Source organism: Cognatundibacterium luofuense (assembly GCF_018139685.1).
Lineage (GTDB): Bacteria > Pseudomonadota > Gammaproteobacteria > Burkholderiales > Burkholderiaceae_D > Undibacterium > Undibacterium luofuense.
Map to the genome: position 1 here is coordinate 148236 of NZ_JAGSPN010000003.1, position 26236 is coordinate 174471.

Genomic DNA, 26236 nt, shown 5'->3' on the forward strand with positions numbered 1-26236 from the left:
TTCTCGGAATTCTGATCCCGCCGGTGTCTGTGTTATGCAGAAATCCTCATCATCCGTTTTCTGAGCCCCGGACTTTCTACCGACGAGCAGCCGGTACCTGTGCCCAGATCCGCATTTCAGGTCAAAAACGGCCTGAAATGCGGGTTTGAGGTGCTGATCGTGCAGGACGCGGCTTACAAGCCCAGTGCGCTGAGGCCGGGGTGATCATCCGGGCGGCGGCCTTGTGGCCAGTGGAACAGGCGCTGGTCGGCGCTGATCTTCAGATCATTGATACTGGCATAGCGTTTTGCCATCAGACCATTTGCTGCGAATTCCCAGTTTTCATTGCCGTAAGAACGGAACCAGTTGCCCTGATGATCACACCATTCATAGGCAAAACGCACGGCGATACGGTTCTGATCGTGCGCCCAGATTTCTTTGATCAGCCGGTATTCCAGCTCTCTTTCCCATTTGGCCGTTAAGAACGGAACGATTTGTTCACGCCCTTGAAGAAACTGATCGCGGTTGCGCCAGAGACTGTCTTCGGTGTAAGCCAGCGACACTTTTTCCGGATTGCGTGAATTCCACGCATCTTCAGCGATGCGTACTTTTTGGATCGCGGTGTCCAGTGTGTATGGCGGCAGCAGAATGCCGGTGGTAACGGGTGTGGATAGTGACTGCATGGTATTTCCTTTCAAGTGAAGTCGGGCAGGTGGGGGTGGGATAACAGGTCAGTGTCCGGATCGCGATGCAGGCTGGCGGCGGTACTGAGCGCAAGAAGCTGGTCACGTTCTTGTTTCAGTTGCGCAATTTCCTGCTGCAAAGAATCGATCAGTTCACTGACTTCATGCTCGGTGTAACGTGGGGTAATGTGTTTCGGGCAATTCCAGTCAAAGGCTTCAACCTCAATCACAAACGCGCGTTCTATGGGTGCGCGATAGCTGGGCACTTCCAGCCGCGCAATCAGTGCCGGATCTTCCGCTTCATGCACGATACGGACACGGCCCCACAGCTTTAAGCGGCGGCGATAGCGGTAATCCATCAGGATCAGCGCGATTTTGTTGTTGCTGCGCAGATTGCCAACGCTGATGTACTGGCGATTGCCGCTGAAGTCTGCGAAAGCAACGGTGTGTGCGTCCAGCACTTGCAGAAAGCCAGCCGCGCCGCCGCGGTGCTGGACATAAGGCCAGCCGTTTTCATTGACGGTGGCCTGATAAAAGCTGTCACGCTCTTCGATAAACGCTTTTTCGGTCTCACCGAGCTGATCGTGACCGACGCTGCTCATTTCCAGCGCGAGATTCGATGTACGGCTGCCGTAAGCAGCCTGCGCTGCTTTCACCGATTCCGTAAAGTGCAGTTGAGTAAACGCGCGTGGCATAGCTGGCTCCTGATGGCAATGATGAAGACCGGCAGGCGAACGATGGCTGCCTGCCGGAGCGCATTAATTCAGACTGACTTTCGGAAAGTCGATATCAACGCGGCTGGCTTTGCCGATCATGTTGGTCAGCAGGTTTAAGCCAACGTGGATAATGATTTCCACAATGTCGCTGTCACTGAATCCGGCGGCGCGCGCTTCCAGCAGCTCGGCGGTGGTGATTTCGCCGTGATGTTCCATCAGCGAACGCGCCAGATTCACCGCCACCGCTGCCTGAGCATCCAGGCTGCTGCCGGCACGGTTAGCCTCAATCTCTTCGTGACTCAGACCGGCTTTTTTGCCCAGCGCAGTATGGGCAGACAGGCAGTATTCGCAGGAGTTTTTCTGGGCAATCGCCAGTGCAATCCGTTCACGGGTGGTCGCTGCCAGACTGCCCTGTTTCGTGATGCCGTACAAACCGAGGAAGGCGCGCAGTGCATCCGGCGAATGGGCGAAGACTTTCAGGAAGTTAGGAACCACGCCCAGTTCTGCCTGAATCGCCGCGTACAGGGCTTGTTGTTCGGCATTGGCGTGTTCTGCGCTGACTAAGGTAATACGGCTCATGATGCATCCTTTCGGTGTGGGTTACTCACGGTGTCGTGCTTGCAGCAACGATGGAATGCATTCTGAGTGATAACGTTTGAAATAAGAATCACCGGAAATTGCAATAGATTATTGCGATATGCGGAATAATTGGGATAATCGGAATAATCGAAATCATCAGAATCACTACCTTATGGATCGCTTTATACAGCTGACGGCCTATGTTGCCGTTGCCGAGGAAGAAAGTTTCGCCCGTGCTGCGCGGCGGCTGAATATGTCGGCTCCCGCCTTAACCCGTACCATTGCGGCGCTGGAGCAGACGCTGGGCGTGAAACTGCTGAACCGCACCACGCGCTTTGTGCGTCCCACCGAAGCCGGACTGCGCTATCTGGACGATGCACGTCAGATTCTGGCCAGAATGCAGGAAGCGGATGACGCGGTAATCGGTATCAATGCCGCGCCGCGCGGGCATCTGACGATGACGGCACCGGTTTTGTTCGGAAAATTATTCGTGATGCCGCAACTGGTCAGCTATCTGCAAACGTATCCGGACATGCAAGTCTCTGCGCTGTTTCTGGACCGCGTGGTGAATATGCTGGAAGAGGGCGTGGAAGTCGGTGTGCGTATCGGTGAGCTGGCGGATTCCAGCATGCGCGCGATTCGCGTTGGCAGCATACGGCGCGTGCTGTGCGCTTCGCCGCAGTATCTGGCACAACATGGTACACCGCAGACACCGGCCGATCTGGCGCAGCATCAGATCATCGCAGCCACCGGTGTCGGCACCAATACAGAATGGCAATTTACAGAAAATACACAGCCGCTGACCATACGCGTGAAACCGCGCCTCACCGTCAGTACCAATGATGCGGCGATCTGTGCAGTCATCATGCATGCCGGAATCGCACGCTTATTGTCCTATCAGGTTGCTGCAGAAATACAGCAGGGCAGCCTGCAAACCGTACTGAGCGATTACGAACCGGCACCGTGGCCGGTGCATGTTGTGCATCGCGAAGGGCGCGGCGGCTCGGCGCGCGTGCGCAGTCTGGTCGATCATTTGGTGCAAGGCTTACGCCAGCAGACTGCATTGCAGTCAGTTGACTGATTTTGAGCTGTCGGAAAGCCTGTATGTACCGCGATTGTGACCCATCAAACCGCCGCAACTGAGCACTTGTTTGTGCAGAGATCGTCATACGTCATTTCCGGACGCCCGGAGTTTCTGCCGACGACCGCCAGATGCCTGTGCTGAACACCGCATTCAGGCCGATTTCAGGCTCAGAAACTGCCCGGGATCTTCCTCACCGCCTGCCGGATCAGTGTTGCTTGCGGTACACCGCATCAAACCGGACATTCGCGCCGCCGCACAGGCCGTTATCCGACACCACCAGCTGATCATGCAGCAAGCGGAAACTCGCCACGCAGGTATACGCTGCTTCGGGATCACCGATGCGCAACTGATGACCGGCAGGCCGTGCTGTACCGGACAGATCGCCGAAGTGGATGATGCGTTCACCGGTCGGCCCCGGTCCGCCTACCCAGCGCGCCGTCCCGGTGACTGTCAGCTGACCATCCGCTGACTGCCTGATCATGATACGCGCCGCGCCGCCGATAGATTTCCAGTTGCCAAGCCAGTTCTTCATTGAGGTATCGCGTTCCGGCAAGGCACGAATGTTCTGACTGGCGATCCATCCGACCACTTCGCTGTGTTTTCCTGAATACCATACGCAGCTCCAGCGATCCGATGCATGAGCGATCAGTACTTTGTCGCCCTTCTTCAGCGCATCTTTCTGACTGCACGAGGAGGAATCAGGGCAGCCTTCCCCGTCAGGAAAGACAGCCGCAGGCTGCCCTGCACTGACCGACACTTCGCCGTAACTTATTTCCGGATATGAAGGGAAAGCGCCGTTTCTGCAGGTATCCGGCTCTGCGGCCAACGCCTGCCCGCTCAGCAGCATTATTGCGGTCATTAAAAACAATCTCATCGCATCGCCTTTCGGTTTCTATGTAATCACTCAATTTTGCAAAAAACGGATCAAATAGGCAGCAATAGTTCCGCACAAATTCAGCAACTATTCAGTAACTATTCAGTAATTTTCTGCAACGCGAGGTTCGCATCCTCTGCGCTCACTTCAAAGCAACCCCAGCCATCATTTTGTCCGCCAAAAGGCAATGCCAGCGCAGCCAGCATATCTTCTGCTTTACCGATATTGTCACAGGTCGGAATCAATGGCAGCGTAACCTCTGCCTGCGCATGAAAACGCTCTGCACCATCGTAAAGACTGGCTTCGCAGGAATATCCGTCCTCCCTTAACTTCACTGCAAATGCTTCCGCCGCCTGCATGTCCGGAAAAACGACAGAGAAATCAACAGCTCTGCTGATCCACAATGCATCGCCTTTACATGCCATCATGTAAAGTACATTCCCGTTGTCGGTGTCGGGAAACACACGCATATTGCGCTGACCAAACAACAGATCTGCCTCATAAGAAACCACGATGTGCCAGCCCGGCATCGCAGGCGCCGCCGCTTTCATATCAGCGATGACTGGCATCAGATCCGGATAGCCTTCCGCTGACAAAATCAGATCCATGCCTTCATCGGTTGAACCAATAAAAAAATACAGCCTGTCGTCGATCATTTGCAGCGACGTCAGTAAAGACTCCATCGCTGACAGAGAAGGCTCATCGCCCTCTGTGAATTGCGGCAGCAAGTACAGAAAATCATGCCAGAATGTCTGAACCTGATTCATAAGAAATTCCTCGCAGCAGTAATCGGTATCACCGGATTGACAGAAGCGCATCTCAGACCGGCGTGCTATCGGATAGTTCGCGTCGTCACTTCACAAATCATTGCGCGAAACATCATCTGCTTTTTACCGTTAAACTGCCAGAACAGAAAGTAAAAGCTGACGGAAAACCAAAAAATACATAAAGCAAACACAGGAGCGCGCATGACAAACACAAAAGTCGCCATCATCACCGGTTCCAGCCGTGGCATCGGTGCCGAAACTGCCAGACTGTTTGCCGCAAATGGTTACGCAGTGTGCATCAATTACTGTAAGGATCTGGCGGCTGCGGAAAGCGTGCAGGCCGATATCGTCAGCGCAGGTGGTCGCTGCATCGTGGTGCAGGCGGATGTATCACTGGCAGCCGATGTGAAACGCATGTTTGATCAGACCGAAGCAGCATTCGGCAAGGTCACGGTGCTGGTCAACAATGCAGCCATACTGCAACAACAATGTTCATTTACTGATATTTCTGAAGAAAGATTTTCAGAAATACTGCGCACCAATGTCATCAGTTGCTTCCTGTGCTGTAAAGAAGCAGTGCTGCGCATGTCTACCAGACACGGTGGCAACGGTGGTGCCATCGTCAATGTGTCATCCGGTGCGGCAAAGAGTGGCTCACCACATGAATACATCGATTACGCGGCCTCCAAAGGCGCTGTCGATACCATGACGCGCGGGCTGGCGCTGGAAGTGGCCGCCGAAGGCATCCGCGTCAACGCCGTCCGCCCCGGCCTGATTTACACCGACATGCACGCTTCCGGCGGCGAAGCCAGCCGCGTAGACCGCCTCAAATCCCGCATCCCGCTGCAACGCGGCGGCTACCCGCAGGAAATCGCCGAAGCCATCCTGTGGCTGGCATCAGAAAAATCTTCATTCGTGACCGGCAGTTTTATTGATGCGGCGGGCGGTTTGTAATCCGGTAGTATTGAATCGCGCGAATGAAGCCGCCCCTGAGCTGCGAATCACACTGTACTAAGAGAGATAAAATGGCGATTTCTGATCTGAATCTTTTGCTGCAATCCATGCAGCCAGTATTACATGAAGGTGTGTACGCCTATTGCGTCGTCCCGCACGGCACAGAATTGCAAGGCTTGTCGCCGGTCGTCACTGTCACAGAAGCCGAGGGGCTGACGCTGGTACTGCCTGAACAACAGGCGCTGAACGCTGGTTTAGCCATCCTGTTCCGCGCCGCATGGATTACCCTGACCGTGCACTCCGACTTACAAGCTGTCGGCCTCACCGCCGCTTTCGCGACCGTACTGGGCGAAGCCGGCATCAGCTGCAATGTGGTGGCAGGCGCTTACCATGATCATATTTTTGTGCCGGTGGAGAAGGCGGAATCGGCGATGGATACGTTGAGAGCTTTGCAGCGTGGAGCGGGATGATTGGTAAACTTAAAAATGAAGCGCAGGTTTTTTGGGCAAGAAGTAAGCGACCTCGATCTGTAGCGGCATTTTCTAAAACCCCGTACCTGGCCCGACATTGATTATTCGTTCTGGCCAATCCATTGGCCACATGTGGATACTGAAATCGTTGATTGCGAACACGGAAATGATTCCGATCAAACCTGATATTCCCGCAATCCAACATGCGATCTGCAAAATGTTTTTCTTCAAGCTAAAGACATTTTGTGCGAACCTCAGCAATATCTTTGCGAACACGAAGTACACGCCAAAATCCAGCAGTGCAGGCAGCAAATAAATGTCTTTTGCCAGAGAGAACGCCGGAGATCGCGCATTCCATGGCAGGGGGAAGCCATACAACTCTATCTCTGTGCCATCGAGGCCAACAACCATATTCATGCTGATATAACTGAACAGGAAGATTGTGAGACCAACAGTCGAGAGATGGTTTTTAATTTTCATTTCTTAAAAAAGTTATAATTAAAAAAACTTAAACATAATATTGTTTACTTCCGTGGAAAAAATAAGAAAAGTGCGGTGAAATCTTTTCATACTACATCACCACATCTCTGTCAAAAATAGATTAAATTCCAAGTTATCTGAAAGAACAGACTAAGTGATTGTAATCATCCTGAATATTGACAGGTGATAAACGTAAAATTCTTTAGAAAATCACAGCTTTCAGCCTGAAAGCTTGTTATCCTTGGCACGCTTACGGGCTTCGCAACTGCCTAGACTTTGTTCCTGGACAATGGACAGGCAGTGGCCTGGCGAAAGAGGATTAGTAAAGGTTGATCGTAAATTTAAAGTTTATTTATTGACGACGGCTCCCTGTGCTAAGCAGATAACATGTCTGGCATGTGGGCAGATTTTCAGCGTCTTTATCGCTCCTGTCGCCAGTTAAGTTGGACTCTAATTATTGAATTTGGAAAAGAAATAATGAATAGCGAATCAAAATGGATAGCGGGATTTTGGAGAAGAATTGGAGCATTTTTCATAGATGTTGCAATCATAGCAACTATAGGAATGGTTCTTGGTTATGTATTTGAAAATGAATTTGTTCAAATTGGTAATTTAGGAAGGTTATTTGGGATTTTTGTGACGACAATATACTTTGGTTTTTTAAACAGTAAAGTTTTTGGAGGGCAAACAATTGGTAAAAAGATACTTAAGATACGTGTTGTTGATTCAACAAATAATATTTTGAGCTTACCAAGATCTTTAATTAGATATGCAATATTTTTCATGCCATTATTTCTGAATGGGGTTCAGCTTCCGGAAAGTGTAAGCAGTAAGCTATTTTATAGTTTAGCTATAATGATCACTTTTGGTGTAAATTTATCGGCTACTTACCTTTACATTTTCAATTGGCGGACACGACAGTCATTGCATGACATTGCAGTAGGAAGTTACGTTGTAAATGTATCGAATGAAGATAATAAATTTGCAAGTCTTCAAAAGACCCATAAAATGCATTACGCAGTTGTAATAGTTATTTTTTTTATGGCAGCTGCTTTATCGGTGTATATTAAAAATTTGTTTGGAGATATTAATTTAGTTCAACTAAATTACATCGGAGACATATTAATTAAAGAAAAAAGCCTTGTAGATATAAGCGTAAGTTCCACAGATTTTTACATCAATAAAAATAGTGAGGATAAGAATAAAAATTTAATAATTACGGCGTATATTCGTAGCAATAACGTTGGTGACGTAGAGTTCGCTAAGAAACTCGCAAATGATGCCATGATAATATACACAGATGCAAAGAAAATTAATGCAGTTCAAGTAAATATGGTTTATGGATTTGATATCGGAATTGCATCTAAGTGGTCGTATTATAGGCACATTTTTACGCAAGAAGAATTGGGTAAAGCCAAAAATCCATGATCTAAGAAAAATGAATTGACCGATAAAATTTAAAGCGACTCGGGGTAATTATCCCCTGAGTCAGACTTGATAAAGAAGTTTGTTGCACATCTGAGATTGAGTCTTCGGTTTCAAGTAGTCTGATTTCGCCAAAGTCGGCGGTGTACTTCGGTCGGTGTCCGGTTGCTGAGCGCAGACTTTAGCCGTTCAATGTTATGAAATTTTTTTCATTTTACGATGAAGACTATGGCTGTTTGGCATGTCGAGAACCATTGCTGGTTAATGCAGTCATCGAGCAACATACAGTTGGAAATTTCCATAAAACCGCCCTGCAAGGGGCCGAACGGCTTGATGCAGACCGGCCCCACATTTCGGACCCGCAGCAACTTCATCATCGTAGCGCCTGAAAATTCTACTCCGCTGTCCGATCGGAATACGTATGCAGTGTTTTGGTATGAATTTACTAACACTCTTGCAGCCCATAATACGTTTCAAACACATCTCGCTGGTATTGATCAAATCAGTTCTAGTCAGACGAAACGGGCATGATCTACGAAAGCTTATCCAAAAAATTCCAGATAGTCGGTTCGAATAGTCTTGAATGTTACTATGTACTTTTTGTAACTTACGTATACATCAGTGTAGATGTGTGCATTATATAAATATATTTATATGGCGTCTGGTGAACAACTTCCGAACAAAATAGAGCCTCATTAGAGAAGCTACTGGTTTGGCCTTTGCTCCGGTATCGTGGCAAATTTTGGTGTGTCGACAGTGCTGACTGGACTTGTATTGTTACTGGATAGCGCGGCCTCAGTAGCGTTTGAACGTCAGCCCTTTCTGAACGATATGGAAGATGCGGGAACGAAAGCTTGGTTTTTAATGCTGAGCATGAAATTTCTCAGCGCATGTGTCGCAGGATTTGTCACCGTCCGGTTTTCGCCACCGCGTTCTAACCGTGCCTGGATGACGCTTCTGATTCTTGCTGTAGCTTCTTCAATTTTTGCGCAATTCCCGCAACCGGCTTCTGCTGCGGTGTTGGTGATTTGGATGGCTTCCGCTCCGCTTGGTGTATTGTGCGGGTGGTTACTCGTTCGCAGAAGTGCACTTTTACTTTAGCCCGTCGTCGCATTGAATTTTTAAATCTCTTTGAACTCTGACACTACTCAGCTTATGCGCCCCTTTGACTATATCGGCTTTCTCATTTTGGCGCTTGGCATTAGCGCATCCATACTTGGGCATCACTGGTTTGGTCTTGTGTGGTTCTGGGGTGGATTTGCGCTGATGGCCTTGGGGCTTGGCATTCTTTCGCGTGGCGGACGCAGGGACAAAATTAACAAAGCGATCCGTTCGCACGACGGCCCCGGAGATGGTGGAAATACGGATTATCACGGCGGCCGTGATATTTACGGACATGACTCCGGGCATGTTGGCTTAGACGGAGATTGAGTGCCGCAGGCCGGGTCAACTGTAAGTGCCACCGAGTAAAAGATTCTGACCATCTTACTTGAACGTGGGGGTAAACCGCCAAGTGACTATTCTTTATCCGCAGTCAGACAAAATGTGCTCGGTGTTTTCCGCTATCTCACCGCGAATTGCTTAATTTGCTAAAAGTGGCAGAGGCATCCGTCGGAGCTCAGACAATGAAACATAGGCAATATGTCCTCATCTGTCCCTGATTCCCCTGAAGCGCCGAAATTCTGTTCAAACCCCGTAAAAACACGCCAAATGCGGATCACTGCATACCAATCTGCCGGTCGTCGGCGGAAATTGCGGGTCTTCGTAAGTGATACATGCGGACTTCTGCATAGTCCGCTCTCCTTCTCAGCCCCGCATTAACGGGCGTCCACAGGTGGACTGAACTAAACTCACCGAGCCTCTTCGGCCTTAAATACTGCGCTGATTGACCCGCTTAGACAATGCTTCGGCACTTTCTTTGCGCTCGCTGTAGCGGTCAACAAGATAGGGGGCGATGTCGCGGGTGAGCAGGGTGAATTTCATCAGTTCTTCCATCACATCGACTACCCGGTCATAGTAGGCGGATGGTTTCATGCGTCCGGCGTCGTCAAATTCCAGAAATGCTTTGGGTACGGAGGACTGGTTAGGAATGGTCAGCATGCGCATCCAGCGGCCTAGTATGCGTAGCTGGTTGACGGCATTGAATGATTGCGAGCCGCCGGATACTTCCATGACCGCCAGTGTTTTTCCCTGCGTTGGGCGGATTGCGCCGCTGTTTAACGGAATCCAGTCGATTTGTGCTTTCATAATGCCGGTCATTGCGCCGTGGCGTTCCGGCGAGCACCAGACCATGCCTTCGGCCCAGAGCGTCAGTTCGCGCAATTCTCTGACTTTCGGATGGTCTTCCGGCGCGCCATCCGGCAGCGGTAAATCTTTCGGATCAAACACTTTAACGTCAGCACCCATCGCAGTCAGCAGACGCGCGGCTTCCAGCGTGAGTAATTTGCTGTAAGAGCGTTCGCGCAGAGAACCGTACAGCAGTAAGAAGCGCGGCGGATGCTGTGACGGGCTGGCAGGCCGTAACTGGCTGATGTCCGGTTGCTGAAACAGTTCCGTTTGTAAATTGGGTAAATCAGAAAGATGATGTGACACGCTGATCCTCGCTATCGGTAATGGTTTTATCGCCTTGTTCAGTTCGTTTCTACTGTTGCAGTGACAGTAGCTTTTGGCGTTGCCGGATACAGCCAGTTAAATAAAATCGTAGCGACCATTGCACCGGCTAATTGTGCGACGATAAAACCCAAGGTATCGGCAGGGCGAATTCCGGCAAAAGTATTGCTGGCGGCGCGTGCCAGCGTTACTGCCGGATTGGCAAACGAAGTGGATGCGGTAAACCAGTAAGCAGAAGTGATATAAGCAGCGACTGCAATCGGCGTCACACCCGGTCGCGTTCTGGACGTGCTGATAATGACGGCGATCAGCCCGAAGGTTGCGACAAACTCACTCCACCACTGAGACCAGCCGGTTCGCACATGTTCTGACGCAAAAAATGCCGGCTCGCCAAACATGCTGTGTGCCATCGCAACACCGGCAAAAGCACCGGCAATTTGTATCGCTATATATGGCAGCACTTCATTGCGCGGAAGATTGCCGAGCCATGCTTCCGATAAGCTCACCACCGGATTGAAATGCGCACCGGAAATTGCGCCGAACATCAGTATCAGGGCAATTAAACCGCAACCGGTGGCAATCGCATTCGCGAGTAGGGCGATTGCAATATTACCGCCCGCCAGACCTTCCGCCATGATGCCGGAACCCACCACCACCGCTAACAAAAAAGCCGTACCTAAACCCTCGGCTACCAGTCGCTTCACGCTACCCATTCCTGTATTCCCTTTATTCGCATGCGCATTCCTGACAGCGCATACTTTATTTATGATTTGTATGTTCAGTACAAAACTCAGTATAAAAAAATGTCGTGATTACTGTGCTGGCAGCAGGCTGCCGATCTTGTCCAGTGCTGTTTTCAGTACCGTTTTGTCCTGCACCAGTGTTTCCAGCGGCAAGGCCAGAAATGCTTCAATGCGGGCGCGTAAAATCCGGTACGCCTGCATAAATGCCGCGTTGATTTCATCGTCGCTGCCAGTGGCGTGTGCCGGATCTTCCACGCCCCAGTGCGTGCGCAGCACTGGTCCCAGATAGGCCGGGCAGGTTTCGCCGGCGGCGCTGGCACATACGGTAATCACAATATCCGGCGTGGCTGGTAAATTGTCCCAGGACTTGCTGCTATAGCCTTCGGTGGCGATGCCTTCTTTTGCCAGCAAAGCCAGCGAGCGCGGATGCACTTGTCCGGTGGGCTGGCTGCCTGCACTCATGGCTTTCCAGCCCGCAGGTGCTAAATGATTAAAAGTCGCTTCGCCCAGAATGGAGCGGCAGGAATTGCCGGTGCAGAGAAAAAGTACGTTCATGATGTTTTCAGTAAGCGGATCAGAAAATGGGTATTAGCAACAGGTGTCCGGTGCGCAGGGTGAACCGCCACAGCAGTTTTCAGTGAGAAAACTGACCAGACCATTCATGGTGTCAAAATTGGCCGAATAAATCATAAAACGCCCGTCCTGCCTGACGTTGACCATACCGGCATGGCTTAATTCTTTCAGATGAAATGACAACGAAGAAGGTGGAATTTCCAGTTGCTCACTGATCTTGCTGGCAATCATGCCCTCCGGCCCCGCCTGCACTAACAGACGAAACACCGCCAGCCGCGACTCCTGTGCAATTGCCGCCAGCGCCGCGATCGCTTGTTTGGTTTCCATAGCACCTCATTGTTTAAAATCGATAATTCTATAATAGTCGAATTATAGAAATGAAAGTGGAGGATTGCAATGGTTTTTTGTAATATTGATGAGGAGTCTGGCTTATATAGTCTTTAGCTAATCGATTGATATTTCTAGTGCTCAGATCCTTCAAAAGCAATAAGACATCAGGGACTGGTGTATTCAATTTCGATGGTGCTTGGTAATGAGTCAAATATCTCTGAATAATTTGCGGAAATCATTTTGATGCTGCTTAATCAGGCATTCATTTGAACGCTGCAAGACAGAACGGAAGCTAAGTAAGGCAGGAATTTTGCAAAACAGATGCGCGACAGCAAATCCCTTAAGCCCCCGATTCACTTTAGCCTCCAAAGTCTCCTCAAAACTCACAAAAACACCCCAAATGCGGATCTCCGCACACCAATCTGCCGGTCGTCGGCGGAAACTGCGGGTCTCCGTAAATGATCAATGCGGACTTCCGCATAGTCCGCTCTTCCTCACAGCCTTACAGCGCTTCACTGCAATCGGACTGCATCACAGCGCCTGCTGAACACCCGGCACTATAGCCGACTAGTTCTTTCGGACTAGGCGGGCTAGACCTTACGCCGTGGCGGCTTACCCGCATCGACGAATATTCACAGACGGACTTCATTTTTACACTGCTTACAGTGCCAACAGAGTGGGTTTTCCCACACCAAATGGAGTCAATAATGAGTCACTTTTTAGACAGACTGCGGTTTATGTCGCATGTGAAGTCGACATTCGCCAATGGCCACGGTGCCGTGGTCGACGAAGACCGTAAGTGGGAAAACGCGTATCGCAGCCGCTGGCAGCATGACAAAATCGTCCGTTCCACGCATGGCGTGAACTGTACCGGTTCCTGTTCCTGGAAAATTTATGTCAAAAACGGTTTGATTACCTGGGAAACCCAGCAAACCGATTATCCGCGCACCCGTCCGGATTTGCCTAACCATGAGCCGCGCGGTTGTCCGCGCGGTGCGTCTTACAGCTGGTATGTGTATTCTGCGCAGCGCGTGAAATATCCGATGATCCGTGGTCGTCTGATGGAAATGTGGCGTGAAGCGCGTAAAACCATGGACCCGATCGCTGCATGGGAATCGATCAGCCAGAATCCGGAAAAGGCCAAGCGCTATAAATCGGTGCGTGGTCTGGGTGGTTTTGTGCGTGCTGACTGGGATACGGCAGAGGAAATTATTGCCGCAGCAAATGCGTTTACCGTCAAAAAATTCGGCCCGGATCGCGTCGTCGGGTTCTCGCCGATTCCGGCGATGTCGATGGTGTCGTATGCCGCCGGTGCGCGTTATCTGAGTCTGATTGGTGGTGCCTGCCTGTCATTCTATGACTGGTACTGCGATTTGCCGCCTGCCAGCCCGCAAATCTGGGGCGAGCAGACCGACGTGCCTGAATCGGCGGACTGGTATAACTCCACGTATCTGATGGTCTGGGGCTCTAACGTGCCGCAAACCCGTACGCCGGATGCCCACTTCTATACCGAAGTGCGCTACAAGGGTACAAAAACGGTTGCAGTATCGTCTGACTTTGGTGAGATGGTGAAGTTCGGCGATATCTGGATGGCACCGAAGCAGGGTACGGATGCGGCGCTGGCGATGGCGATGGGCCATGTGGTGCTGAAAGAATTCCACCTGAACGGTAAGTCTGATTATTTCCGTGGTTATGTGAAACAGTACACCGATATGCCGGTGCTGGTGCGTTTGCAGCAGCGTAACGGACATTTTGTGCCGGACCAGTTCCTGCGTGCTTCGGAATTGCCGGGCGGTCTGGGCGAAGCGAATAATCCGGACTGGAAAACGGTTGCGATTGATGCAGCGACTAATACACTGGTCACGCCGAATGGTTCGGTTGGTTTCCGCTGGGGCGAAGACAAGCACAATAACGGTGAAAAAGTCGGCCGCTGGAATCTGGAAAGCAAAGATGGCGGCAGCGGTCGTGAAATCGATCCGGTGCTGAGTCTGGTGGATAGCAATGATGAAATCGCGACGGTTGGCTTCAGCTATTTCGGTGGTAAAGATGCATCCGACCTGTTGCTGCGCGAAGTACCGGTACGCCGCCTGACACTGGCGGACGGTTCTGAAGCGCTGGTCGCTACGGTGTATGACCTGACGATGGCCAACTATGGCGTGGATCAGGGTCTGGGTGGCAGTGTTGCTTCGTCGTATGACGATGACGTGCCTTACACACCGGCATGGCAGGAAAAACATACCGGCGTGAAGCGTGAGCTGGTGATTCAGGTAGCGCGTGAGTTTGCACAAAATGCGCACGACACCCACGGTAAGAGCATGGTGATTGTCGGTGCTGCGCTGAACCACTGGTACCACAACGATATGATTTATCGCGGCATTATCAATCTGCTGATGATGTGCGGCTGCGTTGGTCAGTCCGGCGGTGGCTGGGCGCACTATGTGGGTCAGGAAAAACTGCGTCCGCAATTCGGCTGGGCTCCGCTGGCATTTGCGCTGGACTGGGTACGTCCGCCACGTCAGATGAATGGCACCAGTTTCTTCTATGCGCATACCAGCCAGTGGCGTCATGAAAAACTGCATGTGGATGAAATCCTTGCTCCAACGGCGGACAAGTCGAAATTCAGCCACATGAGCATGATTGATCTGAATGCGAAATCCGAGCGTCTGGGCTGGTTGCCGTCAGCACCGCAACTGGAAACCAATCCGCTGGATATTTGTGATCAGGCCAAAGCGGCCGGTGCAGATCCGAAAGCCTTCCTTGCTCAGGGACTGAAAAACGGTTCCATCCATATGAGCTGCGATGATCCGGATAATCCGAAAAACTTCCCGCGCAATATGTTTGTGTGGCGCTCCAATATTCTGGGCAGTTCCGGAAAAGGGCACGAATATTTCCTGAAATATCTGCTCGGTACACAAAACGCCTTGTTTGATGATGAAAACGATGCGATTCGTCCGGCGGAAGTGAAATTCCGCGAAGAAGCGGCAGAAGGCAAGCTGGATTTGCTGACGGTGCTGGATTTCCGGATGAGTACGACTTGCCTGTACGGCGATATCGTGCTGCCAACCGCAACATGGTATGAAAAAGATGATTTGAATACCTCAGATATGCATCCATTCATTCATCCGCTGAGTGAAGCCGTGCAGCCTTTGTGGGAAAGCAAAAGCGATTGGGAAATTTATAAAGGCATCGCCAAAAAATTCACAGAAATCGGTGGCGAATATCTGGGTACCCGTCAGGACATCGTGTTGCAGCCATTAATGCATGATACGCCGTCTGAACTGGGACAAGCGTTTGAACCGAAAGACTGGAAAAAAGGCGAATGCGATCTGATTCCGGGTAAAACCGCGCCGAACTTTGTGGTGGTGGAACGTGATTACCGTCAGATCTACAAAAAATTCACTTCAGTCGGCCCGCTGCTGGACAAACTGGGCAATGGCGGTAAAGGCATTAACTGGAATACAGAGCATGAAGTGCATGAACTGGCAGACCTGAACAAACGGGTAGCCGATGCCGGTGTCAGTGAAGGTCGTCCGAAACTGGAAACCGCGATTGATGCGGCGGAAATGATTCTGACCTTCGCACCTGAAACCAATGGCCATGTGTCGGTAAAAGCCTGGGAAGCCTTAAGCAAAATCACAGGCCGCGATCATACGCATCTGGCGGTTGGCCGCGAGCACGACAAAATCCGTTTCCGCGATGTACAGGCGCAGCCACGCAAAATTATTTCTGCACCGACCTGGTCGGGTCTGGAATCGGAAGAAGTCAGCTACAACGCCGGTTATACCAATGTGCATGAACTGATACCGTGGCGCACACTGACCGGTCGCCAGCAGTTCTATCAGGACCACCGCTGGATGCTGGAATTCGGTGAAGGCTTCTGCGTGTATAAACCAGCGATTGATACGAAGACGATTGAGCCGGTGCTGGACAAAATGCCGAACGGTGAAAAAGAAATCGTGCTGAACTGGATTACACCGCATCAGAAATGGGGCATTCACTCCACGTATTCCGACAATCTGCGTATGCTGACCTTAAGCCGTGGCGGTCCGCACGTCTGGGTATCTGAACAGGACGCAAAAAAAGCCGGGCTGGTGGATAACGACTGGGTCGAAGTGTTCAACAGTAACGGTACGCTGACAGCGCGTGTCGTGGTCAGCCAGCGTGTGCCGGACGGCATGTGCCTGATGTATCACGCACAGGAAAAAATCATCAATGTGCCGGGTGCAGAAACCAGTAAAAAACGCGGTGGTATCCATAACTCGGTGACCCGCGCCGTGCTGAAACCAACCCACATGATCGGCGGTTATGCGCAGCTGGCCTATGGCTTTAACTACTACGGTACCGTCGGCAGTAACCGCGATGAATTTGTGGTGGTACGTAAGATGAAGCGTGTGGACTGGCTGGAAGGCAAACTGCAAGAACAAGGAGAAGCATCATGAGAATTCGTGCACAAGTCGGAATGGTGCTGAATCTGGATAAATGTATCGGCTGCCATACCTGCTCGGTCACGTGTAAAAACGTCTGGACCAGTCGCGACGGCGTGGAATACGCGTGGTTCAACAACGTGGAAACCAAGCCGGGTATCGGTTATCCGAAAGAATGGGAAAACCAGAAGAAATGGAATGGCGGCTGGAAGCGTAATGCAGAAGGTAAGCTGGAACCGCGTCAGGGCAGCCGTCTGAAGATTCTGGCAAACATTTTTGCGAATCCGAATCTGCCTTCGATTGACGATTACTACGAGCCATTTACTTTCGATTACGAACATCTGCAAAAAGCGCCGTTGTCAGAAACGCCGCCGACAGCACGTCCGGTGTCTGTGATTACCGGTAAAAAGATGGACAAGATCGTCTGGGGCCCGAACTGGGAAGATGATCTGGGTGGTGAGTTCAGCGCGCGCAGTAAAGATGCCTTGTTCGAAGGTTTGCAGAAGGAGATGTACAGCACCTTCGAATCGACCTTCATGATGTATTTGCCGCGTTTGTGCGAACACTGCCTGAATCCGGCTTGTGTGGCTTCGTGTCCGTCCGGTTCGATTTACAAACGTGAAGACGATGGCATTGTGCTGGTGGATCAGGACAAATGCCGCGGCTGGCGTATGTGTATCTCCGGTTGTCCGTATAAAAAGATTTATTACAACTGGAGTTCCGGTAAGGCAGAGAAATGTACGTTCTGCTTCCCGCGTATCGAAGCCGGTCAGCCAACTGTTTGTTCGGAAACCTGCGTAGGTCGTATCCGTTATCTGGGTGTGTTGCTGTATGACGCAGACAAAATCGAAGCAGCGGCTTCGGTTGCCGATGAGCGTGATCTGTATCAGGCGCAGCTGGATTGCTTCCTGAATCCGCACGATCCGGAAGTGCAGAAAATGGCACGCGAACAGGGTATTCCTGAAAGCTGGCTGATCTCTGCACAAAAATCGCCGGTGTACAAAATGGCGATGGACTGGAAGATCGCGTTCCCGCTGCATCCTGAATACCGCACGCTGCCTATGGTCTGGTATATCCCGCCGCTGTCTCCGATTCAGAAAGCCGCTGAGTCCGGCCGTATGGGGATGAACGGCATTATTCCGGATGTGGCTTCGTTGCGTATTCCGCTACGCTATCTGGCGAATCTGCTGACTGCTGGCGATGAAGCGCCGGTACTGAAAGCACTGGAACGCTTGCTGGCAATGCGCGCATTCAAACGCGAGCAAACCGTACATGGCAATACCGACGTGGCCTTGCTGCAGCAAACCGGGCTGACACCGGCGCAGGTGGAAGATATGTACCAGATTCTGGCGATTGCTAATTACGAAGACCGTTTCGTCGTGCCTTCTTCTCACAAAGAAATGGTGGAAGACAGCTTTAACGAAAAAGGCAGCTGCGGCTTCACGTTTGGTAATGGTTGCAGTGGTGGTACATCCGACGGCACTTTGTTCGGCCGCAAGGCAGAGGGCAGTGTGATTTTTGTGGATATGCCGAAGTCGCGCAAAAAAGCGCTGGCAGATCAGGGTTAATCAGGAGGCTGAAATGAATATTTACCGCGTCATTTCAGCGCTGCTCAGCTATCCGGAAGAGGATATGCTGGCAGCCCTGCCTGAAATCCGGACTGTCGTGCAAACACTGGATGCACCAGTGGATTTGCCTGAAGTATTAGCGCCGCTGCTGGATTATCTGTCTGCGCACGATCTGATCACGCTGCAGGAAAACTATGTGGCGACCTTTGACCGCAATCCTTCACAGGCTTTGCATTTGTTTGAACATATTCACGGTGAAAGCCGTGACCGTGGTCAGGCCATGGTGGATTTGCTGCAAGAGTATCAGCGGCATGGCTTTGAGCCGGGCAGCAATGAAATTCCGGATTATCTGCCCTTGTTTCTGGAGTTTCTCAGCTGCATTCCGGCGGAAGAATCCGAGCCTATGCTGGGCGAAGCCATCCACGTGATTGCGGCGATCGGTGCAAGGCTGCGCGATGTGCAGTCACCGTATGCGAATGCTTTACTGGTGCTGACAGCGTACACCGAAGTCGAGCCGCGTCAGCAATCAATGCCGCCAGTACGCGACATGGATGAGGTGATGGAAAAATTCGGTCCCGGCGCAGATGGTACAGAGCCTTTGCTGAGGCCGGGTAAGGATGAGCAGGTGGTCCGTTTTTATCCGAAATCCGCCGCCAATTTTGAATCAACACAACGCGGGAGCGCATCATGAATTACCTGCATCAGTTTTTATACGGTATTTATCCTTATATCGCACTGGCGATTTTCCTGTTCGGCAGTCTGGCGCGTTTTGAACGGGAGCAGTACACCTGGAAGAGTGATTCCTCGCAAATGCTGCATACAGGTAATCTGCGTGCCGGCAATATCCTGTTTCATATCGGGATCATCGGTTTGTTCTTCGGCCACATGGTGGGTTTGCTGACACCGGTTGCCGTGTGGGACAACCTCGGTGTCAGCCACGGCTTTAAACAAATGATCGCGATGGTCGCCGGTGGTGTGTTTGGTACGATGTGTCTGACCGGCTTGCTGATCCTGTTGCATCGTCGTTTTTCTGATGCGCGTATTTCTGCAGTTACCCGCTTCGGCGATAAAGTGTTGCTGCTGTGGATACTGATCACGCTGGCACTGGGTTTATCAACGATCTTCGTTTCTGCCAGCCATCTGGACGGACATATGATGGTGTTGTTTATGAGCTGGGCTCAGCACATCTTCACATTCCGTGCTGACGCAGCAGGATTTATCGAAGAAGCGCCATTGCTGTTCAAAATCCACTTGTTTATGGGAATGAGTCTGTTCGTGATTTTCCCGTTCACCCGTCTGGTTCACGTATGGAGTGGCTTTGCTTCGGTCACTTACCTGCGCCGTGCCTGGCAACTGGTTCGTACACGCTAAGGAGTTGTCATGCCAGTTTCGATCAATGGAATTGAACTCAGCGATGCAGATATGGAGCGGGAGCTGCCGCTGCATCAGGATCAGACGAATCCGCTGGAAAGCGCCATGACCGCGCTGATTCTGCGCAATGTGCTGCAACAGGAAGCCGATAAACTGGGTTTGCAGGGCGACGAAGAAACACGCATCTCTGCATTGCTGGATAAGGCAATACGTGTGCCGGAACCAACGCAGGAAGAATGCCTGAGTCATTATCAGCGCTTTCCGCAGCATTTCCGCAAGGGGCAAATCGCCGAGGTGTCGCACATTCTGTATCAGGTCACGCCGCAGGTAGATCTGGAAGCCTTGCGTGCTCATGCGCTGGCCCAGCTGGCTGTATTGCAGGCAGATCCGTCACAGTTTGCGGCCATCGCGAAAGCGCAGTCTAACTGTCCTTCGGGGCAGCAGGGCGGCAATCTGGGACAGATGACGCCGGGGCAAATGGTGCCGGAGTTTGATGCGGCAGTCTGGATAGCTGTGCCACAGGCATTGATTCCCGCGCTGGTGGAAACCCGTTTCGGTCTACACATTGTTGCGCTGGGTAACAAGGACGATGGTGTGCTGGTACCTTTCGAAGTCGCTTCCGCATCAATCGCCACAGCCCTTCAGCAACGCAGTTTTGAGCAAGCCTTGCAGGAATATCTGCGTCAGCTGGTCCAGCAAGCCGATATACGCGGTGCAGATTTTCTGCCGCAATTTCAGACCCAGTCTTCAGGAGTAGAGTATGCGAACTGATATCCCTCATCTCGTCAGTGAACACCGTGAATGTGATGAATTACTGCATCGTGCAGAAAATGCCTTAAACGATGGGCAACTGACCGAAGCGCTGGTATTGCTGAACCGGTTTTCCGATATGCTGAACCGGCATCTGCAGGAGGAAGAGCAGGACTGGTTTCCTGCATTCGAGAAGCAAACCGGCATGACGACCGGCCCGACAGCGGTGATGCGTACCGAGCATGCCGATATCCGTGACATGGCAGCACAAGCTGCCGGTGCAGCGAATACTGGTCAGGCTGAGGAGGCACTTGCTGCGATTGATACGCTGAACGTGTTATTACAGCAGCATAATGTGAAGGAAGAAAATATTCTTTATCCTATGCTGGATCGCGTGCTGGGTGCAAAAGCAGAAGGCAGTGCCTGTTGTGGCGGTTGTACCTGCTCCGGGTAATCTGCCGACGGCATGACGCTTCCGAAAACCCTGAGCTATGATCTGGCACCGGATCCGGCCATCGTCTTCTTTTGCCTTGTACCCGCTCCGCTGTTGAGCGCAGCAGCGGGTTTCTGGCTGGCTTTCGGCCCGCAAGCCGGTTTTCCGGATCGCTTTTCCGGGCTGGCGCTGGCGCTGGTGCACTGGATGATGCTGGCAGTAGCGTTGCCAGTGATGCTCGGGGCGCTGATGCAATTGTTGCCGGTGGTGGCTGCTGTGCGGGTAACAGAATCGCGCAGCGCACGCTTGCTACTTGCTCCTTTGTGCTGGATCACTGCAGCAGCGCTGATTAACGCCCTCAGCGGGTTTGCAGGCACTGCACAGCTCGCTTTTGCAGCGGCGGCAATATGCGGCAGCTTACTGTTACTGCTGGTCGTGTTTGTCTATTTTCCGGCTCTGCGCAACGTTGAGCTTGTTGATAACACCACGCTGACACTCCGCTTTATTCCTTTACCCTTATGTGTGGTGCTGGTTGCGGGTGTACTGATGGCCGGCTTATTCGGCGATCTGCCTGTTCCTTTGTTACCGGTTGGCTGGTTACTGAATGTTCACGTTGGTGCAGCAAGCGTGGCCTGGCTGGCTGCCTTACTGGTTGGCATCGCATCGACTACCGTGCCGATGTTCTGGCAGACGCCGCGCCCCGGTCGCTGGTTTCAGACATTCTTTCCTGCCAGTTTCTGGTTCACATCCCTGTTGCTACTGATTCCGGCATGGCAGACGATAGCGTTGCTGAGTATGGCCGTGTCGGTCATTGTCTGTGCGGTCTGCTCTTTATTCGCATTGCTGAAGGCAAAGCGGCGTAATGATCCCGGATATCTGTTATGGCTGATTGCCGGTGCGGGCTGGGCTGCGGGCGCGATGATTGTTCTTGCTTTGCAATGTGGCTTACTGACCGGCAATAGCTGGCCATGGATCGCCGGCGTGCTGGTGCTGATCGCTGGCGTCTGGTTACCGGTGAATGCGATGCTGGTCAAAATCATACCGTTTCTGGTGTTTCTGCATTTGCGGCGACGCTTACCACCGCGCAGTAAAATTCCGCCTATGCAAATGTTGTTGCCGGTAAAGCAAGCACTATGGCAGGCAAGAGCACAGAGTCTGACTCTGTTATTGTTGCTTGCAATACCATTGCACCCTGAGCTGCTGCGTGTGATTGCAGGTTTTGGCTTCGCAACGACCCAGATATGGCTGGGAATATTGCTTCTGCGGGTTTTATGGAAATTTCGTAAATTGCAGGCAAGCTGATCACTGACAGAAACGCCGTTTGATCAAAATTATTTGTTAAATATCTTAATTAAGAAATTCAGGTAAGTATTTTTACGTATGATGAAAATGCACTTTTTTTGAAAAAATCCTTGACCGGTTTTTAAAGTCGATTTACAGTACATCACATGAAATCTCAAAAGCACATCACCGTTGCGCAACAAACAGAAGCCGGCAAACAGCTGGCTGTGACTGTTTCTGCACTGATGCTGCTATCCCTACTAGTTATCCTAGCGCTACGACTAAGCTGATCTGCTACGTCGTCTGAAGTGTTCACACTTCACCAGGTTCCGGAATTCCGGAATACAGAAAAACCCGGTTCAATCAGCGTTTCACCCAGTCACTTACCGTGACTGACAGGATAACACCATGATCTTCTTCGCCAGCTTACTGACAATTTCTCTGTTGTACCGCGCTTTTGCCTTGCGCAAAGCAACTTTGCTACGACTACCGCGCGGCTGACCGGCCTCGTGTTCGTGGCAGCCGGTCGCCTCTGACGCCACATTTTCCTATTGTTTATTGTATTCCGGATCAGCAGTCGCTGAGAGTCTGTTGCATCCGTTCATCCAGAGAAAATGCCATGTTGAATCAACCTGCTGCCAAATATCGTCCATCTGCCACTGTAGATTTACCGGATCGTCAGTGGCCGTCACGTCGTATTACGGCTGCGCCGGTATGGATGAGTACAGACTTGCGCGATGGCAATCAGTCGCTGATTGAACCCATGAGCATCGCACAGAAACTGCGTTTCTTTCAGATGCTGGTACAGATAGGATTTAAAGAAATTGAAGTCGCGTTTCCATCTGCATCGGATACCGAATTTCAGTTTGTACGCGAACTGATCGAAGGTGGTCATATTCCGGATGATGTGACGATAGAAGTATTAACGCAGGCAAGAGAGGACTTAATCCGTCGCACCATTGAATCGGTAGAGGGTGCGCGCAGTGTGATTGTGCATTTGTATAACCCGGTCTCGCCATCGTTTCGCCGCATCGTGTTCGGAAAGAGTCGTGCCGAGATTCTGGCGCTGGCAAGCGCTGGTACACAGTTAATCCGTGAACTGACGGATGCCAGACCTGCAACGCAGTGGCGTTACGAATATTCACCTGAAACCTTCAGCATGGCAGAACTCGATTTTTCGCTCGAAGTCTGCGATGCCGTCAGTGATATCTGGTGTGCCGGTCGCGACAGTGAAACGGACATCATCATTAATTTGCCGGCGACAGTGGAAGTCTCCACGCCGAATGTTTACGCAGATCAGATTGAATGGATGCACCGCCATTTAAAGCGACGTGCGCAAACCGTATTATCCGTACATCCGCATAATGACCGTGGCACAGGTATCGCCGCTGCGGAGCTGGCGCTGATGGCTGGTGCAGACCGTGTCGAAGGCTGTTTGTTCGGTAACGGCGAACGCACCGGCAACGTGGATATTGTGACGCTGGCGCTGAATCTGTACACCCAGGGTATTTCGCCGCAACTCGACTTTTCCGATATCGATGCGGTACGCGCTGTGGTGGAAGATATCAACCGTATTCCTGTGCATCCGCGCCATCCTTACGCCGGTGATCTGGTGCATACCGCGTTCTCAGGCTCACATCAGGATGCGATACGCAAAGGCTTTGCGCAACAACAGTCCGGTCAGATCTGGGAAGTACCATACTTACCGATTGATCCGCAAGACATTGGCCGTAGTTATGACGCGGTAATTCGGGTCAACAGTCAGTCCGGCAAAGGTGGTATGAGCTATTTGCTGGAACAGGCATACGGCATTCGTTTGCCGCGTCGTATGCAGATTGCACTGAGTCGTGAAGTACAACAACTGGCCGATGCCAGCGGTGCGGAAGTCAGCGCACAAACCGTCTTTCAGGTGTTTGAAAAAGTCTATTTACAAACACCAACCCATCTCGCTTATCAAGCACATCAGGTTCTGGATCACAGAACATCGCCATCAGATGCCGCACAATTATCGTTGCGTACGGATCTGCTGTTGCACGGCCAGCCACGAGCGGTCATTGCGGCAGGCTCTGGCTTTCATGACGCCTGTCAGCATATGCTGAACAATCTCGGATTTAACGTGCAGTCTGCGCAGTGGTCGGTCATGCCGGATAAACATCAGCACGGCAAAGTGTATGTGATTGCCGAAATTCATACCGGACACGGATACGCTTGCGGTGTCGCCCATCATCAGGATGCAGAAGTTGCCGCGATCAGCGCCGTGTTTGCTGCCGTTTCGGCGCAGATCCCGCAACGAGAGATTCAGGCTGCAGCTTAAATCCATTATCAGATTGATGTAGGGGAGGCAGCGTTTGCTGCCTTTTTCATTTTGAGACGGCAAACCGGATGGATGAAAAACACTTACACTACACACTCTTTGCGTCAACCCTTTGCATTTCATTCTATTCAATCAGGAGAGAAAGATGAGTCAGCATCTGGCAAGTATCGTATGGCAGCGCGGCGAACAGGTATTCAGTGATAATCAGTACAGCCGCGCCCATGAATGGCAATTTGACGGTGGTTTGCGTGTACCGGCATCGTCTGCGCCATCTTCTGTACCATTACCGATGTCGGTCGCGGAAAATGTGGATCCGGAAGAGGCCGTGGTTGCCGCACTGGCGAGTTGCCATATGCTGTTTTTCCTCGCTTTCGCCTGCAAAAAAGGTTACATCGTTGACCAGTATGAAGATCATCCGGTCGGCACCATGGAAAAAAACGAACGTAACCGCCTGTATCTTGCCAATATTGTGTTGCAGCCGAAGGTGACATTTTCCGGTGACAATCAGCCTGATCAGGCAACAATCACCGCCTTACATGAACTGTCGCATGATCATTGCTATATCGCAAATTCGCTCAAAGCCAGCGTGACCATCCAGCCAGTCGTTTAAACATCACACGTCGTTTTCCGGCCATATAGTCCGTCGTCGATCTGTGCCAGTATTTGTAAAGAGAGATCCGTATGCAATGGATGCGTTTATTCGGGGCACTGTCTTCGCCGGTGTCGGGGCGGGTCGTTTTGGGGCCAAACTGGTTTGCGTCAGTCATGGGAACGGGCATGATTGCGATTGCGGGTGCATTATTGCCTGATCATTTCGCATGGATTGATCAGATATCCTTGTTTGCCTGGCTCGCGTCCTCGGTATTTTTAGTGATCTTGCTGATTGTTGTGCCTTTGCACTGGCTGAAACATCCCCAAGTATTACGTGCATTGCTTGATGATCCTGTAGCAATACAGTTTTTCGGTGCACCACCGATGGCGATTATGACTGTCGGAACGGCCAGTTTGCTGACCGGGCAGCACTATCTGGGAATCAATGCTGCGTTACTGATTGCGGAATTCTGCTGGGCCACAGGTACTGTGATGGGTTATCTGGTTGCAATTGCCGTACCATTTCGTTTATTTACCCAGTTGAAAGTCAGTCACGACGGCGCATTTGGTGGATGGTTAATGCCAGTGGTGCCACCGATGGTGTCAGCGACGGGTGGTGCGGTCATCGCGCCCTATATCGTTGACCCTGTTTTGCGCGAGTCGCTGATTCTGGCCTGCTATGCGATGTTTGGTATGAGCCTGACCACGTCGTTCATGATCATTACTCTGATCTGGAGTCGGCTGGCACATTTTGGCTCATCGGCATCAGTGAGGGTACCTACTTTATGGCTTGTACTTGGGCCGGTCGGTCAGTCAGTGACTGCCGCTGGCGGACTGGGTATGGCTGCAGCCAATACCCTGCCGGAACCCTACGCAATGGGCTTGAAATCACTGGCGTTGCTGTACGGTGTGCCGGTTTGGGGATTTATCTGGTTGTGGATACCGATAGCTACCTTGCTGACGTTGCGTGCGCACCAGAATAAGATGGGTTTTGCACTGACCTGGTGGTCATTCACCTTTCCGGTCGGTACCTGCGTTACGGCAACATGCCAGCTAGCCCGCCACAGCGGTTTGCCAGTGTTCAGCTGGCTGGCAATGGTGATGTACGTCGCTCTGCTGGGAGCATGGCTGATTGTGCTGGCATATACCGCCTGGGGCACCATCAGCGGGCATTTGCTGACACCTAAACTGAATGTTCCCCCAGCTTCCGCAAAGAAGATAAGCGATAACTGATCTA

General features: G+C 51.4%; 27 protein-coding genes. 16 read left to right on the top strand and 11 right to left on the bottom strand.

Annotated elements, in window-relative coordinates; all coding sequences use genetic code 11:
• Positions 1-173 precede the first annotated feature (173 nt).
• The 3 genes from KDM89_RS05995 to KDM89_RS06005 form a co-directional block, all read right to left on the bottom strand.
• Positions 174-662, bottom strand: a complete 489-nt coding sequence (locus KDM89_RS05995) for a nuclear transport factor 2 family protein (protein WP_212687029.1) — start codon at positions 660-662, stop codon at positions 174-176.
• A gap of 11 nt (positions 663-673) precedes the next feature.
• A complete protein-coding gene (locus KDM89_RS06000) occupies positions 674-1357 on the bottom strand; it encodes a pyridoxamine 5'-phosphate oxidase family protein (RefSeq protein ID WP_212687030.1) in 684 nt (227 codons plus the stop codon).
• Between the two features lie 63 nt (positions 1358-1420).
• Positions 1421-1957, bottom strand: a complete 537-nt coding sequence (locus KDM89_RS06005; RefSeq protein ID WP_212687031.1) for a carboxymuconolactone decarboxylase family protein — start codon at positions 1955-1957, stop codon at positions 1421-1423.
• 172 nt (positions 1958-2129) lie between these two features.
• On the opposite strand from KDM89_RS06005, the gene KDM89_RS06010 reads away from it, so the two are divergent.
• Positions 2130-3038, top strand: coding sequence for a LysR family transcriptional regulator (locus tag KDM89_RS06010; protein ID WP_212687032.1), 909 nt, complete (start codon positions 2130-2132; stop codon positions 3036-3038).
• A gap of 208 nt (positions 3039-3246) precedes the next feature.
• Here KDM89_RS06010 and KDM89_RS06015 read toward each other — a convergent pair whose 3' ends face one another.
• Together KDM89_RS06015 and KDM89_RS06020 are read right to left on the bottom strand one after the other, a co-directional pair.
• Positions 3247-3915, bottom strand: coding sequence for a hypothetical protein (locus KDM89_RS06015; RefSeq protein WP_212687033.1), 669 nt, complete (start codon positions 3913-3915; stop codon positions 3247-3249).
• Between the two features lie 98 nt (positions 3916-4013).
• Complete coding sequence (locus KDM89_RS06020; protein ID WP_212687034.1) at positions 4014-4682, bottom strand: ribonuclease E inhibitor RraB; 669 nt, start codon at positions 4680-4682, stop codon at positions 4014-4016.
• Between the two features lie 201 nt (positions 4683-4883).
• On the opposite strand from KDM89_RS06020, the gene KDM89_RS06025 reads away from it, so the two are divergent.
• Both KDM89_RS06025 and KDM89_RS06030 read left to right on the top strand, forming a co-directional pair.
• Positions 4884-5636, top strand: a complete 753-nt coding sequence (locus tag KDM89_RS06025; RefSeq protein WP_212687035.1) for a glucose 1-dehydrogenase — start codon at positions 4884-4886, stop codon at positions 5634-5636.
• A 71-nt stretch (positions 5637-5707) separates the two neighbouring features.
• Entirely contained in the window at positions 5708-6106 is a 399-nt protein-coding gene (locus KDM89_RS06030) for an ACT domain-containing protein (RefSeq protein WP_212687036.1), read from the top strand.
• Between the two features lie 72 nt (positions 6107-6178).
• Here the strand turns inward: KDM89_RS06030 and KDM89_RS06035 are convergent, their stop codons facing one another.
• Positions 6179-6517, bottom strand: a complete 339-nt coding sequence (locus KDM89_RS06035) for a hypothetical protein (protein WP_212687037.1) — start codon at positions 6515-6517, stop codon at positions 6179-6181.
• A 456-nt stretch (positions 6518-6973) separates the two neighbouring features.
• Here KDM89_RS06035 and KDM89_RS06040 point away from each other — a divergent pair, with 456 nt between their 5' ends.
• Positions 6974-8014 (top strand): RDD family protein, encoded by a 1041-nt coding sequence (locus tag KDM89_RS06040; protein ID WP_212687038.1) that lies wholly within the window; start codon positions 6974-6976, stop codon positions 8012-8014.
• 206 nt (positions 8015-8220) lie between these two features.
• Here the strand turns inward: KDM89_RS06040 and KDM89_RS06045 are convergent, their stop codons facing one another.
• Positions 8221-8388, bottom strand: a complete 168-nt coding sequence (locus tag KDM89_RS06045; protein WP_212687039.1) for a hypothetical protein — start codon at positions 8386-8388, stop codon at positions 8221-8223.
• Between the two features lie 355 nt (positions 8389-8743).
• Here KDM89_RS06045 and KDM89_RS06050 point away from each other — a divergent pair, with 355 nt between their 5' ends.
• Positions 8744-9112 carry a hypothetical protein gene (locus KDM89_RS06050; RefSeq protein ID WP_212687040.1) on the top strand — a complete coding sequence of 123 codons (369 nt, stop codon included), beginning with the start codon at positions 8744-8746 and terminating at the stop codon, positions 9110-9112.
• Between the two features lie 54 nt (positions 9113-9166).
• On the top strand, positions 9167-9442 hold the full coding sequence (locus tag KDM89_RS06055; protein WP_212687041.1) for a hypothetical protein: 276 nt from the start codon (positions 9167-9169) through the stop codon (positions 9440-9442).
• Between the two features lie 438 nt (positions 9443-9880).
• Here the strand turns inward: KDM89_RS06055 and arsH are convergent, their stop codons facing one another.
• The 4 genes from arsH to KDM89_RS06075 form a co-directional block, all read right to left on the bottom strand.
• Positions 9881-10603 (bottom strand): arsenical resistance protein ArsH, encoded by a 723-nt coding sequence (gene arsH, locus KDM89_RS06060; protein ID WP_212687042.1) that lies wholly within the window; start codon positions 10601-10603, stop codon positions 9881-9883.
• A 38-nt stretch (positions 10604-10641) separates the two neighbouring features.
• Entirely contained in the window at positions 10642-11334 is a 693-nt protein-coding gene (locus KDM89_RS06065) for an aquaporin (RefSeq protein ID WP_212687043.1), read from the bottom strand.
• A 99-nt stretch (positions 11335-11433) separates the two neighbouring features.
• Positions 11434-11919 (bottom strand): arsenate reductase ArsC, encoded by a 486-nt coding sequence (locus KDM89_RS06070; RefSeq protein ID WP_212687044.1) that lies wholly within the window; start codon positions 11917-11919, stop codon positions 11434-11436.
• A gap of 33 nt (positions 11920-11952) precedes the next feature.
• Positions 11953-12264: an ArsR/SmtB family transcription factor gene (locus KDM89_RS06075; RefSeq protein WP_212687045.1), complete on the bottom strand. Its 312-nt coding sequence runs from the start codon at positions 12262-12264 to the stop codon at positions 11953-11955.
• Positions 12265-12974: 710 nt separating this feature from the next.
• Between KDM89_RS06075 and KDM89_RS06080 the strand changes: the two genes are divergently transcribed.
• From KDM89_RS06080 to KDM89_RS06125, 10 genes are all read left to right on the top strand, one after another.
• The gene (locus KDM89_RS06080) at positions 12975-16706 is read left to right on the top strand and encodes a nitrate reductase subunit alpha (protein ID WP_212687046.1); all 3732 of its coding nucleotides are present in this window, start codon (positions 12975-12977) and stop codon (positions 16704-16706) included.
• Entirely contained in the window at positions 16703-18259 is a 1557-nt protein-coding gene (gene narH, locus KDM89_RS06085; protein ID WP_212687047.1) for a nitrate reductase subunit beta, read from the top strand. The genes KDM89_RS06080 and narH overlap by 4 nt, the downstream gene beginning before the upstream one ends.
• A gap of 13 nt (positions 18260-18272) precedes the next feature.
• Entirely contained in the window at positions 18273-18950 is a 678-nt protein-coding gene (narJ, locus tag KDM89_RS06090; protein WP_212687048.1) for a nitrate reductase molybdenum cofactor assembly chaperone, read from the top strand.
• A complete protein-coding gene (narI, locus tag KDM89_RS06095) occupies positions 18947-19630 on the top strand; it encodes a respiratory nitrate reductase subunit gamma (RefSeq protein ID WP_212687049.1) in 684 nt (227 codons plus the stop codon). The genes narJ and narI overlap by 4 nt, the downstream gene beginning before the upstream one ends.
• A 9-nt stretch (positions 19631-19639) precedes the next feature.
• Positions 19640-20401: a peptidylprolyl isomerase gene (locus tag KDM89_RS06100; RefSeq protein ID WP_212687050.1), complete on the top strand. Its 762-nt coding sequence runs from the start codon at positions 19640-19642 to the stop codon at positions 20399-20401.
• Positions 20391-20834, top strand: coding sequence for a hemerythrin domain-containing protein (locus KDM89_RS06105; RefSeq protein ID WP_212687051.1), 444 nt, complete (start codon positions 20391-20393; stop codon positions 20832-20834). The genes KDM89_RS06100 and KDM89_RS06105 overlap by 11 nt, the downstream gene beginning before the upstream one ends.
• A gap of 12 nt (positions 20835-20846) precedes the next feature.
• Positions 20847-22115 carry a hypothetical protein gene (locus KDM89_RS06110; protein WP_212687052.1) on the top strand — a complete coding sequence of 423 codons (1269 nt, stop codon included), beginning with the start codon at positions 20847-20849 and terminating at the stop codon, positions 22113-22115.
• A 598-nt stretch (positions 22116-22713) separates the two neighbouring features.
• Positions 22714-24408: a 2-isopropylmalate synthase gene (locus tag KDM89_RS06115; RefSeq protein ID WP_212687053.1), complete on the top strand. Its 1695-nt coding sequence runs from the start codon at positions 22714-22716 to the stop codon at positions 24406-24408.
• A 145-nt stretch (positions 24409-24553) separates the two neighbouring features.
• Positions 24554-25018, top strand: a complete 465-nt coding sequence (locus KDM89_RS06120; protein ID WP_212687054.1) for an OsmC family protein — start codon at positions 24554-24556, stop codon at positions 25016-25018.
• A 71-nt stretch (positions 25019-25089) separates the two neighbouring features.
• Complete coding sequence (locus KDM89_RS06125; protein ID WP_212687055.1) at positions 25090-26232, top strand: TDT family transporter; 1143 nt, start codon at positions 25090-25092, stop codon at positions 26230-26232.
• Positions 26233-26236: the final 4 nt, after the last annotated feature.

What these genes read in the sequence shown, in the direction of transcription:
- KDM89_RS05995 (WP_212687029.1), bottom strand. Translation starts at nt 662, where the DNA reads ATGCAGTCACTATCCACACCCGTTACCACCGGCATTCTGCTGCCGCCA.
- KDM89_RS06000 (WP_212687030.1), bottom strand. Translation starts at nt 1,357, where the DNA reads ATGCCACGCGCGTTTACTCAACTGCACTTTACGGAATCGGTGAAAGCA.
- KDM89_RS06005 (WP_212687031.1), bottom strand. Translation starts at nt 1,957, where the DNA reads ATGAGCCGTATTACCTTAGTCAGCGCAGAACACGCCAATGCCGAACAA.
- KDM89_RS06010 (WP_212687032.1), top strand. Translation starts at nt 2,130, where the DNA reads ATGGATCGCTTTATACAGCTGACGGCCTATGTTGCCGTTGCCGAGGAA.
- KDM89_RS06015 (WP_212687033.1), bottom strand. Translation starts at nt 3,915, where the DNA reads ATGAGATTGTTTTTAATGACCGCAATAATGCTGCTGAGCGGGCAGGCG.
- KDM89_RS06020 (WP_212687034.1), bottom strand. Translation starts at nt 4,682, where the DNA reads ATGAATCAGGTTCAGACATTCTGGCATGATTTTCTGTACTTGCTGCCG.
- KDM89_RS06025 (WP_212687035.1), top strand. Translation starts at nt 4,884, where the DNA reads ATGACAAACACAAAAGTCGCCATCATCACCGGTTCCAGCCGTGGCATC.
- KDM89_RS06030 (WP_212687036.1), top strand. Translation starts at nt 5,708, where the DNA reads ATGGCGATTTCTGATCTGAATCTTTTGCTGCAATCCATGCAGCCAGTA.
- KDM89_RS06035 (WP_212687037.1), bottom strand. Translation starts at nt 6,517, where the DNA reads ATGGTTGTTGGCCTCGATGGCACAGAGATAGAGTTGTATGGCTTCCCC.
- KDM89_RS06040 (WP_212687038.1), top strand. Translation starts at nt 6,974, where the DNA reads ATGTCTGGCATGTGGGCAGATTTTCAGCGTCTTTATCGCTCCTGTCGC.
- KDM89_RS06045 (WP_212687039.1), bottom strand. Translation starts at nt 8,388, where the DNA reads ATGATGAAGTTGCTGCGGGTCCGAAATGTGGGGCCGGTCTGCATCAAG.
- KDM89_RS06055 (WP_212687041.1), top strand. Translation starts at nt 9,167, where the DNA reads ATGCGCCCCTTTGACTATATCGGCTTTCTCATTTTGGCGCTTGGCATT.
- KDM89_RS06065 (WP_212687043.1), bottom strand. Translation starts at nt 11,334, where the DNA reads ATGGGTAGCGTGAAGCGACTGGTAGCCGAGGGTTTAGGTACGGCTTTT.
- KDM89_RS06070 (WP_212687044.1), bottom strand. Translation starts at nt 11,919, where the DNA reads ATGAACGTACTTTTTCTCTGCACCGGCAATTCCTGCCGCTCCATTCTG.
- KDM89_RS06075 (WP_212687045.1), bottom strand. Translation starts at nt 12,264, where the DNA reads ATGGAAACCAAACAAGCGATCGCGGCGCTGGCGGCAATTGCACAGGAG.
- KDM89_RS06080 (WP_212687046.1), top strand. Translation starts at nt 12,975, where the DNA reads ATGAGTCACTTTTTAGACAGACTGCGGTTTATGTCGCATGTGAAGTCG.
- narH (WP_212687047.1), top strand. Translation starts at nt 16,703, where the DNA reads ATGAGAATTCGTGCACAAGTCGGAATGGTGCTGAATCTGGATAAATGT.
- narJ (WP_212687048.1), top strand. Translation starts at nt 18,273, where the DNA reads ATGAATATTTACCGCGTCATTTCAGCGCTGCTCAGCTATCCGGAAGAG.
- narI (WP_212687049.1), top strand. Translation starts at nt 18,947, where the DNA reads ATGAATTACCTGCATCAGTTTTTATACGGTATTTATCCTTATATCGCA.
- KDM89_RS06100 (WP_212687050.1), top strand. Translation starts at nt 19,640, where the DNA reads ATGCCAGTTTCGATCAATGGAATTGAACTCAGCGATGCAGATATGGAG.
- KDM89_RS06105 (WP_212687051.1), top strand. Translation starts at nt 20,391, where the DNA reads ATGCGAACTGATATCCCTCATCTCGTCAGTGAACACCGTGAATGTGAT.
- KDM89_RS06110 (WP_212687052.1), top strand. Translation starts at nt 20,847, where the DNA reads ATGACGCTTCCGAAAACCCTGAGCTATGATCTGGCACCGGATCCGGCC.
- KDM89_RS06115 (WP_212687053.1), top strand. Translation starts at nt 22,714, where the DNA reads ATGTTGAATCAACCTGCTGCCAAATATCGTCCATCTGCCACTGTAGAT.
- KDM89_RS06120 (WP_212687054.1), top strand. Translation starts at nt 24,554, where the DNA reads ATGAGTCAGCATCTGGCAAGTATCGTATGGCAGCGCGGCGAACAGGTA.
- KDM89_RS06125 (WP_212687055.1), top strand. Translation starts at nt 25,090, where the DNA reads ATGCAATGGATGCGTTTATTCGGGGCACTGTCTTCGCCGGTGTCGGGG.